The 11262-nt window shown below is 56.8% G+C and carries 12 protein-coding genes; all 12 read left to right on the forward strand.

Features of this window, described 5'->3' with window-relative positions; all coding sequences use genetic code 11:
* The first annotated feature begins 1 nt into the window (after window position 1).
* Window positions 2–2047 (forward strand): chemotaxis protein CheA, encoded by a 2046-nt coding sequence (locus DXX99_RS01675; RefSeq protein WP_115791773.1) that lies wholly within the window; start codon window positions 2–4, stop codon window positions 2045–2047.
* 64 nt (window positions 2048–2111) lie between these two features.
* Window positions 2112–2411: a flagellar biosynthesis anti-sigma factor FlgM gene (gene flgM / locus DXX99_RS01680; RefSeq protein ID WP_115791774.1), complete on the forward strand. Its 300-nt coding sequence runs from the start codon at window positions 2112–2114 to the stop codon at window positions 2409–2411.
* Window positions 2412–2439: 28 nt separating this feature from the next.
* Entirely contained in the window at window positions 2440–2736 is a 297-nt protein-coding gene (locus tag DXX99_RS01685) for a hypothetical protein (protein ID WP_134642927.1), read from the forward strand.
* A gap of 12 nt (window positions 2737–2748) precedes the next feature.
* Complete coding sequence (locus DXX99_RS01690) at window positions 2749–3084, forward strand: hypothetical protein (RefSeq protein ID WP_115791776.1); 336 nt, start codon at window positions 2749–2751, stop codon at window positions 3082–3084.
* Between the two features lie 18 nt (window positions 3085–3102).
* Window positions 3103–4818 (forward strand): flagellar hook-associated protein FlgK, encoded by a 1716-nt coding sequence (flgK, locus tag DXX99_RS01695; RefSeq protein WP_115791777.1) that lies wholly within the window; start codon window positions 3103–3105, stop codon window positions 4816–4818.
* A gap of 15 nt (window positions 4819–4833) precedes the next feature.
* Window positions 4834–5730 carry a flagellar hook-associated protein FlgL gene (flgL, locus tag DXX99_RS01700; protein ID WP_115791778.1) on the forward strand — a complete coding sequence of 299 codons (897 nt, stop codon included), beginning with the start codon at window positions 4834–4836 and terminating at the stop codon, window positions 5728–5730.
* A gap of 16 nt (window positions 5731–5746) precedes the next feature.
* Window positions 5747–6043 (forward strand): DUF6470 family protein, encoded by a 297-nt coding sequence (locus tag DXX99_RS01705; protein ID WP_115791779.1) that lies wholly within the window; start codon window positions 5747–5749, stop codon window positions 6041–6043.
* A gap of 147 nt (window positions 6044–6190) precedes the next feature.
* The gene (locus tag DXX99_RS01710) at window positions 6191–7003 is read left to right on the forward strand and encodes a flagellin N-terminal helical domain-containing protein (protein ID WP_115791906.1); all 813 of its coding nucleotides are present in this window, start codon (window positions 6191–6193) and stop codon (window positions 7001–7003) included.
* Window positions 7004–7119: 116 nt separating this feature from the next.
* Window positions 7120–9138 carry a TPR domain-containing glycosyltransferase gene (locus DXX99_RS01715; RefSeq protein ID WP_165847645.1) on the forward strand — a complete coding sequence of 673 codons (2019 nt, stop codon included), beginning with the start codon at window positions 7120–7122 and terminating at the stop codon, window positions 9136–9138.
* Window positions 9113–9448 carry a flagellar protein FlaG gene (locus DXX99_RS01720; RefSeq protein ID WP_165847646.1) on the forward strand — a complete coding sequence of 112 codons (336 nt, stop codon included), beginning with the start codon at window positions 9113–9115 and terminating at the stop codon, window positions 9446–9448. Before DXX99_RS01715 ends, DXX99_RS01720 begins: the two co-directional genes overlap by 26 nt.
* A gap of 5 nt (window positions 9449–9453) precedes the next feature.
* A complete protein-coding gene (gene fliD, locus DXX99_RS01725; RefSeq protein WP_165847647.1) occupies window positions 9454–10839 on the forward strand; it encodes a flagellar filament capping protein FliD in 1386 nt (461 codons plus the stop codon).
* 21 nt (window positions 10840–10860) lie between these two features.
* Window positions 10861–11262 (forward strand): flagellar export chaperone FliS, encoded by a 402-nt coding sequence (gene fliS, locus DXX99_RS01730; protein ID WP_115791783.1) that lies wholly within the window; start codon window positions 10861–10863, stop codon window positions 11260–11262.

Here is an 11262-nt window from a genome sequence, read left to right on the forward strand (position 1 = left end):
CGTGTTCGACCAAGAGACGCTAAGCGTTTTCCTGGACGAGCTGGAGGAGAAGATCCAGGTCATAAGCGACAACTTGCTGGTGCTGGAGCGGGAAGGAGGAGACGCACAAGCTCTGCAGGAGATCTTCCGCGCGGCCCACACCGTCAAGGGCTCCTCGGCCATCATGGGCTTCGAGGACATGTCCAACCTCACCCACGAGATGGAGAACCTGCTCGATCTTTTGCGCCGGGGGGAGCTGGAGGTCACCCCGCAGGTGGTGGACACCCTCTTCGAGGCCTTAGATGTGCTTAAGGCCCTGCGCGACTGCATCCTCGATCCCAGCAGGGAAGCACCGGAGATAGGTCCGGTGGTGGCCAAGCTCAGGGGCTTCCGCGAGGCCAGGCCTCTAACCTCACCTGCTTCCCGGCCCGCCGGGGGGACCAAAGCGGGGCTTACCGAGGCGGAGGAGGCCACCATCTACGAGGCCCAGATCCGGGGCTTCCAGGCCTACCACATAAAAGTGACGGTGGCAGAGGACTGCCAGATGAAGGGGGTGCGAGCCTTCCTCGTCTTCCGCACCTTGGAGCCTCTGGGGGAGATAATAAAGGCCACCCCGCCGGTGGAAGAGCTGGAGGAAGGGGAATACGAGCGCTCCTTTGAGCTTATCTTTCTCACCAAGGAGGACCCTGGACGCCTGCGCCACCTGCTGCTTACTGTCTCCGAGATCGTGGAAGTGGAGGTCACCCCCGTAACTTTAGAACAGCGCCCGGCCGAGCATCGCGAGGTTGCCGCTACCCGCGAGGAAAAGAGGCCGGCCGCCGCTTCTCCTACCGGTCTGGCCCCTACCAAGACGGTGCGGGTGGACGTTCAGAAGCTGGACGAGCTCATGAACCTGGTGGGGGAGTTGGTGATCAACCGCACGCGGCTCGACCGCATCGTGGAGATCTTCGAGCAGCGCTACGGCTCCGACGATCTGGTGGAGGTACTGGAGGAGGTTTCCAACCACCTGGGGCAGCTCACCAATGAACTCCAGGAGCAGATCATGAAGGCCCGGATGCTGCCGGTGGGGCAGCTCTTCAACCGCTTCCCCCGCATGGTGCGGGATCTGGCGCACAAGCTGGGCAAGGAGATCAACTTCGTGGTGGAAGGGAAAGAGACGGAGCTCGACCGCAACGTCATCGAGGTCATCGGCGACCCGCTCATTCACCTGCTGCGCAACGCGGTGGACCACGGCATCGAGCCACCGGAGGAGAGGGAAGCCCTGGGGAAGCCGCGCGTGGGCACCATCAGGCTCAAGGCCTATCACCAGGAGAACCACATCGTCATCGAGGTGGAAGACGACGGGCGGGGGATAGACGCGGAGAGGGTGAGGCAAAAGGCCGTGTCTCTGGGGCTGGTGGACCCGGAAACCGCCTCCCGTCTCACGGAGGAAGAGCTTTACAACTTCATCTTCCAGCCCGGTTTTTCCACCGCCTCGCAGGTGACTGACCTTTCTGGGCGGGGCGTGGGCATGGACGTGGTGCGCAAGCAGATCGAGCAGATAAACGGGACGGTGGAGGTGAGCTCCCGTCCGGGCCAGGGAACCAAGTTCTCCATCAAGCTTCCCCTCACCTTAGCCATCATCCGCGCCCTCATGGTGAGCGTGGAGGGGCAGACCTATGCTTTTCCCTTGACCTCCGTGCTGGAGACCCTCAAGGTATCGCGGGAGGAAGTGCGCCGGGTGAAGGACATGGAAGTGGTGCCCGTGCGGGGAAGTGTGCTTCCCCTTTTCTCCCTGGCCGAGCTCTTCGGCGGCCAGCCCAGATCGATCCCGCACCTTTATGTGGTCGTGGTTAACCTGGGCGGGGGCAAAAGGGCAGGCCTGGTGGTGGACGAGCTTTTGGGGGAGCAGGAGATCGTCATCAAGTCGCTGGGCGAGTACCTGGGGCGCATACCGGGCATAGCGGGGGCCACCATCCTGGGAGACGGCAGAGTGGCTCTGATCCTGGACGTGAGAGGTCTGGTGCAACCCAAGTCCTGCCGCCTGGAGGCCAAATGCCTGGAGGAAGAGTTGGCGGCGGTGGGCTAAAGAATTGCCCACCGGTTGACGATTACTCTCACAGAGAACCGGTGACGAAAGGGAGAGTCGGAGCATGAAGATAGACCGGACCGAGCTGCAGAAGCTCCTGCAGATTTACGGAGCGGAGCAGGTACGTCGGGAAGAGGCCAAGCGGGACAAGGCCAAGGCCCCGGAGGAGGGAGTAACCCTTTCCCTCTCGCCGGAGGCTTTGAGCCTCAACCGGCTGCGGGAAGAGCTGCGGCAGCTTCCCGAGGTGCGGGAGGAAAAAGTGCGGGAGCTGAAGGAGAAGATCGAGCGCGGCGAGTACCGCCCCGACCTGCGCAAGATCGCCGAAGGGATGCTTCAGGAGCACCGGCTCGACCGCCGGGTGTAGGTAAATGCCGGGCAAGCAGGAAGATCTCTTGAAGCTAATTTGGGACCTGGCCGAGGCCGTGAACCGCCAGGTGGAGGCGTTGAAAAGCAACTCACCGGACGAACTGTTAGCGGCCACGGCGGAGGCGGAAGAAATCTTGCGCTCCCTTTTCCAGGTGGGCCTGGAAGGGCCGGTTGCAACACCGGGGCTAGGGGAGGCGGTGGCGGCCTTGCGGGAGGCCAGGGAAAGGCTGCGCCTTCTGCTTACCCGGGCCGTGGCGCTTGACCTGGAGACGGTGAGGTTGTGGCAGCGGTTGGGCGTAAAGGCGCTCGACTGCTCGGTTTGAGAAGGTGGAAGGGTGAAAGTAGGAGCGGGTGGCTTGCAATCGCAGATCTTATACGAGGGCCTGGCTGTCTTGCGCCCGGACGTGGTGGCGGAGAAAGAGCTCTCTTTAGCCCGCAACCGCACCTGGCCGGAAGAGGAACTGGTGCGCCTGGTGGAAGAGCTGAACCTGGCGGCGGCCCTCTTCAACTACCCCTACCGCTTCCGCGTCGAGAGGGATAGAAGCGGCAGGATAGGAATCTTCCGCTACCGTGAAGGTAAGGAAGAAGCTGAAGAGATAACGCCGGAAGAGGCGAAAGCGCTAAAGGAAAAGCTTCAACCCAAAGGAGAAGGGCTTGACGCGCGGGCCTAAAAAGGAGGTTTTAAAGCCTTGATCAGCACTTTCCTGGGGCTGGAGACCACTTTGAGGGCGCTCATGGCCATGCAGCGGTCCATGGAAACCGCTTCCCATAATATAGCCAACGCCTCCACTCCCGGCTACAGCCGGCAGCGGGTGGAACTGGCGGCTTCCTCCGCCTACACCATTCCTTCCGTCATGCGTCCGGGAATGCCGGGGCAGCTGGGCACCGGCGTGGACATAAGGGGAATTAAACGGGTGCGGGAGGAGTTCTTGGACCGGCAGTGGCGGGAGGAGAACAGCCGCCTGGGCTTCTGGGAGGCCCGGCGCGACGCCTTGCAAAAGGTGGAGCTCATCTTAAACGAGCCCAGCCCCAACGGCCTGGGCGCGGCGCTGACCTCCTTCTTCAACGCCTGGCAGGAGCTCAGCAAGAACCCGGAAAGCCTGGCCGTCCGCACGGCCGTGATAGAAGAGGGCAAGACCCTGTGCGAGACCATTAGGCACCTTTACGGGGAGCTCCAGGCTCTGCAGGAGGACCTCGACTACAGGCTAAAAGTGGGGGTGGACGAGGTCAATACGCTGGCCCAGCAAATAGCCGATCTAAATCAGCAGATAGCCCGCTCGCTGGCGGTGGGAGACAACCCCAACGACCTCTTAGACCAACGGGATCTCTTGCTGGATAAGCTGAGCAGGTGGACCGATTTCACCGTTCAGGAGCAGCCGGATGGGCAGGTAACAGTATTGGTCGGAGGTCAACAATTGGTAAATGGATCTAGCTACAACTCTTGGCAAGTGGTTAATGGCCAGGTTGTATGGACTCCCGCCTCTCCTACTAGCACTACCACTCGTGTGAATTTCCAGACGGGTCAGCTCAAAGGGTTATTAGAGGTTAAGAATTATGTAGGTCAAGTCATGGTGGATTTGAATAGCCTGGCAAGCACTCTTATTACCGAATTTAATCAAATACATCAGCAAGGATACGGGCTCGATGGACAAACAGGTAGGAGCTTTTTCGCAGGCAACGGGGCAGCTGATATAACGCTAAGCAATGATGTACTTAATACTCCTGCTGCATTAGCCGCCGCTACTGCTAATGTAATTAACGCCAACCCTTTCACTATAGCTTCTAATACTTATCCTGATCCCGCGACGCCCCTTAACCTCAATGGTACTTTTCAAATCAAGCTATCAAATTCAGTAAGTTGGAGTTCAGTAGCTTTAGTGCCCTCCGACTCACTAAACTCGATAGCGACTAAGATAAACAGCACTGGAGCTGGTGTAACAGCTACTGTACAGGCAAGTGGAAACCAGTACCAGCTGGTAATCACCAGCAATAGCCAGGCAGCTACTATTCAATTTGCCGATGACCCTACAACCCATGTGTTGCAACAGCTGGGCATTCTTTTGCTACCTGGCGACGGCTCCAATGCTTTGGCCCTAGCTCGGTTGGCAAACGATAAAACCATGCCTCCTTCTTCTCCGACCGGTACCTTCGGAGACTTCTATCGCGGCCTGGTGGCCGGGGTGGGCATCCAGACCGTCCAGGCGGTGCGCATGACCGAGAACGAGAAGCTTCTCGTCGATCAGCTGGAGAACCGCCGCCAGGCGGTGATGGGCGTCTCGCTCGATGAGGAGATGGCTAACTTCATGAAGTTCAGCCACGCTTATGCGGCGGCGGCGCGGGCCATGACCATACTCGACGAGGCCCTGGACATCCTTATCAACCGCACCGGCCTGGTGGGCCGCTAAAGGAGGCGTAGAGTCGTGCGCGTAACTACCAACATGCTGGTCACCACCTTCCTGCGCGACCTTAACAGCCGCCTCGAGCAAATCGCCAAGCGTCAAGAGGAACTCTCTTCTGGCCGGAGGCTCAACCGCCCTTCTGACGATCCTCTGGGCGTAATGAGCGCTTTAAGGCTCCGGGCCCAGCTGGCGGAGAACCAGCAGTACCACAAGAACATGGCGGACGCGGTGGACTGGCTCAACACCACCGAGGCGGCTCTGCGCGACGCCCTGGCGACCGTCCAGCGGGCCAGGGAGCTTGCCGTGGCCGGAGCCAATTCTGATCTTCCTCCTGGAGCGTTACAAGCTTTAGCTCAAGAAGTGGAACAGTTGCGGCAGCACTTAGTTGATGTGGCTAACACCAACTATGCAGGACGTTATGTATTCGCAGGAACCCAGACTGATAAGCCTCCATGTTACCAATCCGGCAACGACTCGCAGGGCAATCCTGTTTATATCTGGCAGGGTAATTCTAACACTATCTCTTATGAAATCGCACCTGGTACTACAGTCCAGGTAAGTGTCCCGGGCATAGATATTTTCCCCGCTATAATTAATAGCTTAACTGAACTTCGCAACGGCCTACAAAGCGGACAAGTCACAACTGTTTCCTCTAAGTGTCTCCAAGAACTTGATCAGCATATAGATAGTCTTCTAGGGATTATTTCTAAAGTAGGCGCCAAGGTGAAACGGCTGGAGATGGGGATGGAACGGCTGGAGACCAATGAAGCCGACCTCACCCGCTTGCTTTCCCAGACCGAGGACGCCGATATGGCCCGCACCATCGTGGACCTGAAGACCCAGGAGAACGTCTACCGGGCCGCCCTGGCGGTGGGTGCTCGCCTGCTCCAACCCTCGCTGGTGGACTTTTTACGCTAAAGGGGGCTTGTAACCCTTGCAGCTTCTCTACGTGTCCATAGATCAGAGCCGGTGCTGGCGGGAAATCGGTCTTCTCTCTCCCTGGGACATTGGGGCTAAAGGGGCGGAGGAAGGCAAAAAGGCGGCTTTAGAGGCCATCGGCCGCTGGGCCGAGGAAGGAGACTACCTGGCGGCTATAGAGAAGGGGAGCTCGGTGGCCGACCTGGCGGCCGAGCTCCCTAAACCTCCCGAGCTTATCCTGGATCTTTTGCCGCATACACGCCCAAATATTTACTTTATTCCTAAGCCGTCGATTTTTATAGCTAGGGTCTAAAGTTTAAGATCCCAGTTGACGATTAACAGGAGTGAAAAGCCGCAGGGCTTTGCACCCCTACGGGGCGGCCGACCGGCAGGGGTGGGTTCCGCGCGGTGGCGAAAAGTGAACAAATCCTTCGAGTAGGGAGGAGGATAACGCATGAGCCTGCGGATTAACCACAACCTTGAGGCCCTAAACGCCTGGCGCAACCTCAACCAGACGGCAAGCCTCTTGGCCAAGTCCATGGAGAAGCTCTCTTCGGGCTTGAGGATCAACCGTGCCGGCGACGACGCGGCGGGCCTGGCCATCTCCGAAAAGTTGCGCAGCCAGGTCCGGGGCCTCAACCAGGCCATCCGCAACGCCCAGGATGGCATATCCCTCATCCAGACGGCGGAAGGAGCGCTTAACGAAACCCACGCCATTTTACAGCGCCTGCGGGAGCTAGCGGTACAGGCGTCTAACGATACCTTGACGACTCAAGACCGGCAGGCTATCCAGGCCGAGATTAACCAGCTAGTTCAGGAAATCGACCGCATTGCCACTACGACGGAGTTTAATACTCAGAAGCTACTTGATGGTTCGTTTGTTAATAAGTGGTTCCAGATCGGCGCTAATACCGGTCAAGGTATCCAGATAAGTATAAGTGCTGCTAACAGCGCCGCCCTCCAGGTTAATGCTCTCGATGTAAGCACCAGCTTGGCTGCCAACAATGCTATTGCTTCTATTGATGCAGCCATAAGCTATGTTTCCATGATGCGTGCCAATCTGGGTGCTGTCCAGAACCGGCTGGAGCACACCATTGCCAACTTGAGCGTGGCAGCAGAGAACCTGCAGGCTTCCGAGTCCCGCATCCGCGATGTAGACATGGCTCAGGAGATGATGAACTTTACGCGGCTTCAGATACTGCAGCAGGCGGGTGTGGCGGTTCTCGCTCAAGCCAATATGGCTCCTCAGGCTGTGCTGCAGCTTCTGCGTTAAGACCCGCCGAAGCGCGGGATCTGAAAAAGGCAGGCACCAAATGCCTGCCTTTTTGCCTTTAACAGCTAAAGGTAGAGGAAGTGAGGTCGATTACTTAGAATGAGGAGGTGAATAGTGTGAGTTTGCTTTCCCTCTGCGTCATTGCCAAGGACGAGGAGGAGGACCTTCCTCGCCTTCTTTCCAGTGTTAGAGGAGTAGTGGATGAAATCATCTTGGTCGATACTGGCTCCACCGACCGCACGGTGGAAATTGCCCGGGGGTTCGGGGCCAAGGTTTGCTTCTTCCCATGGACGGGGGACTTTAGTGAGGCTCGCAACTTTTCTCTCGACCAGGCTACGGGGGACTGGATTATATTCCTTGACGCCGACGAGGAGTTGGCCGAGGGGGAAGGGGAGAAGCTCAGGCAAATCCTGAACGCAGGCACGGCCGATGCCTATTCGGTTATTGTGGTTAACTTCGTAGGTGAGCGGGAAGGGGTAGATGCAGTACTCAACCCATCGGTCCGAATCTTCCGCAACCGGCCAGAATACCGCTTTCGCGGCAGTATCCACGAGCAGATCGGTCCTGTCATTCAGGAGCACGGCGGAAAGATCGAGTACACCAACATCAAGATAAATCACTACGGTTATCTTTCCAACTCGGTGAGGGGAAAGCGAAAGGTGGCCCGTAACCTGGCCCTGTTAGAAAAGGCGGTGCGGGAAAATCCCGAAGATTCCTTTAACCGTTTTAACTTGGGAGTAGAATATTTGCGTCGACGAGACTTTCTCAAAGCGTTGAGGGAGTTTCAGACTGCCTTCAAGTATCTGCCCGATCTAGCGGTGAGCCACGCCTCTATCCTGGTACGCAATATAGCTCTTTGCTTAGAGGTTCTCGGCCGGTACGAAGAAGCACTCAAAGTCCTGGCCGATGCTAAAGAGGTCTATCCTGACTACACCGACCTCTGGTTCCTTGAAGGCTGTGTTCACTTAGACCGAGGGGATCTTGCCCGAGCCAGGGCTTCCTTTAAAGAGTGCTTGGCCCGAGGAGAATCAGCCGTCCACTTCATCACCCAGCGGGGGGTGGGGAGCTACCTGGCCTGGCACTTACTCGGCCAAGTGGAAGAGCGGGAAGGCAACCGGGATCAGGCCATTTCAGCCTACCGCCGTGCCTGGTCCTGCCAACGCAAATTCTACCCCGCCCTCGATCGGCTGGTTAGGCTCACCCTCACCCGCGGGCCGGGGGAAGCGAGCCGGACCCTGCTTAACGAAGTCGACCCTAAAGATGAGGAAGCTTGCCTCGTGGTGGCGCGGGCTCTGGCCGATGCCGATTGCCATGTGGAGGCCGTCGAATTCTTAAAAGGCGCGTTGGCTCACAATCCTTCTTCCTCCCGGCTTGCTCTGGCTATGGCGTGGGCGCTTCTCCGCCTTAAGCGTTACACCGAAGCGGCCGAAGTTCTTTCCGGCTTCCAGCATCCAGAGGTTCGGCTCCGCCGATCCTTTATCCTTGCTCTTCAGGGCAAGGTGAGGGAGGCGCGCAAGCTTATAGAGTCGCTTCCGGAAAGCTATGCTCTTTGCTGCCGCATCTACTCTAGCTTCATCGCCTGCTTGGCAGGAAAGGCAGAGGCTCCCCTTCCCTTGCCGGATGAAGAGGAAGAAGTCCTGCGGACAGTTTTGGAACTCCTGAGCACGCTCCTAGAGCTGGAGGCCTTCGACGAGTTCGAAAAAACTTTGCCTTTGCTTGACTTCCTGCCCGAACCTAGGCGGAGGATGGAGCTCGGCAAGCTTCTTTACCGCCACGGTTTTGCCGAGCTAGCGGCAGAGGAGATCATCGCAGCGGTGCAGGGAGGGGCCAGGGACGCCGAGGGCTTCGTAGTTCTGGGGAAGGTGGCGGCAGATAAGGGATTTCACGAGGAGGCGGTGGTCTTTTACCAGCAGGCACTGGAAGGAGGGAAGGGAGATTTCTCGTGGTATACCGCACTCATAAAGGAGCTCACTTTTCTTGGACGGTACGAGGAGGCTGCAGAAGTAGCCAGAGAAGGGCTAAAAGCTTTTCCACGGAACGAGCTTTTACAGAGTCTTCTCTCCCTTTTGCAAAAGATGGAATCTTTTGCTGAGGTGAAAGAAGGTGCACGTGGAGAGGATAGAAGGCTTAGCTGACGTAACCCTCCGTCCTGTAGAGGAGACAGGAGCCGGAGCTTCCAAGGAGGAAGGGAAACAGCTGAAGCTTCGTCTGGAAGAAGGAGATCGGCAGGCGATAGAAGGAGTGGTACACCGGCTTAACCTCCTGCTGGAAGTCACCTATTATGACCTTCGCTTCCGGATCCATGAGGCCACCCACGACATAATCGTTCAGGTGGTGAACCGCGAGACGGGCGAGGTGGTGCGTGAAATACCGCCCAAGCGCATCCTGGACATGGTGGCGGAGATGATGCGCCTGGTAGGGATTCTTTTTGAAGAAAGGGTGTGATGTGTATGGCCGATATGAGAATAGTGGGCATCTTTTCGGGGCTGGACACCCAGAGCATTATCGATAAGCTCATGGCCCTGGAAAGAAAGCCTATAGAGCTTCTCCAGCAGAAGGAAGCCAGGTTGGAGCAGCAGAAAGCAGCCTGGCAGAAGATAGGACAGGACCTTAATGCTCTGAACGCCGCCCTTTTCGATCTGACCCTTTCCTCTACCTTCGCGGCCAAAGCGGCTGTTTCCTCTAACGCATCCATACTAACGGCGCAGGCTTTCAGTACGGCTCAGTTAGGTACCTATAATATAACCGTAACGCAACTGGCGCAGGCTCAGAGTGTGGCTTCTAATGCTTATGCCGATCCTACGGCAGCTTTAAATCTTAGCGGTACCTTCCAAATCAATGGAAAATCGATAACTGTAGCAACCACCGACTCTTTGTACTCTATACGCGATAAAATAAATGCCGCTGGGGCGGGGGTCACAGCCACGGTGGTACTGCAGCAGACTGGCAGCTACCGCCTGGTCATTACCAGCCAAACTACCGGTAGTGCTGGCGCCATTAGTTTTGTGGACGATGCCACCACCAAAGTACTACAGAGCCTTGGCATCCTCACTTCTACCGGTGCCGTGGCCAACCAGCTAACACCGGCTCAGGATGCGGTTTTCACCGTTAATGGCCTCCAACTTACCCGCAACAGCAACACGGTCACTGATGCTATTCCTGGGGTTACCCTTCAGCTGCAAGGAGCTGGCTCGGTTACCCTCAATATCACCACTGATGTACAAGCTATAAAAGACAAGATTAAAAACTTTGTTGACAAATACAATGCCCTTATGCAGGATATCTCCGAATACACCAAGTACGACCCCAACACCAAAACGGCCGGTGTTCTCATGGGCGATGCTTCCCTTTACCAACTCCAGAGTAGCCTACGGCGCTGGATCTCGGACTTCGTGAGCAATCTCCCTTATCCCTACAATAGCCTGAGCGGTATAGGAGTAACCACTTCGGGCGAAGCCCCTACCTTGAGCATAGACGATACTAAACTTTCCCAGACTTTGAGCCAAGCTCCTGATAAGGTGGCCCAACTATTCTCGCAAAATTCGGGTAGCGCTTCTCCTAGTCAGGCCGATGGCGTGGCTGTGCGCTTAAGTAAAATTCTCAATCTCTGGCTTACGGGCACCGGAACTACTGGGGTGGGATTCCTTCAGGCTAAAGACAACTACTTCTCCCAGGAAATACGTAGTATTGAGGACCAAATTCGCTCTATGGAGGAGCGGCTGAAGGTGAGGGAGAGAGTCTTGTGGCAACAATTTACTGCTATGGAAGAATTTTTGGCCCAACTCAACGCCCAGAGCAGTTGGCTGGCCCAGAAGTTTGCTCAGCTGAATAAGTAGTAAATTCAGGAGGGGAAAGCTATGGAGGCAGTTAACAAGTACCTGGAGATGGCGGTCAACACCGCGCCGCCGGAGCGCTTGCTCCTTATGCTTTACGATGGCGCCATAAACTTTCTTTCCCGGGCCATAGGAGCTATTGAGGCACGGGATTTCGCCGAGGCCAATAGGCTAATCATCCGGGTGGAAGAGATAGTGACCGAGCTTAAGAACTCACTGAACCACCAGTACGAAATAAGCCAGCATCTCGAAAGGGTTTATGACTTCTTCTTGTCCCGCCTTTTTGCGGCCAATGTAGCCAAAGACACGGAGGTTTTACGAGAAGTGCAACAGCACCTGCGCGAACTGCGCGAAGCTTGGGCCGGAATCGTTTCCCAGAGAGCAGGCGTCAGTTTTCCGCCTTCTTTTAAGGGCCCGGAGGTGTAA

Source organism: Ammonifex thiophilus (genome assembly GCF_003368535.1).
Lineage (GTDB): Bacteria > Bacillota > Desulfotomaculia > Desulfotomaculales > Ammonificaceae > Ammonifex > Ammonifex thiophilus.

Coding starts and splice junctions, on each gene's coding strand:
- flgM (WP_115791774.1), top strand. CDS start 2,112: ATGAAGATAGACCGGACCGAGCTGCAGAAGCTCCTGCAGATTTACGGA.
- fliD (WP_165847647.1), top strand. CDS start 9,454: ATGGCCGATATGAGAATAGTGGGCATCTTTTCGGGGCTGGACACCCAG.
- fliS (WP_115791783.1), top strand. CDS start 10,861: ATGGAGGCAGTTAACAAGTACCTGGAGATGGCGGTCAACACCGCGCCG.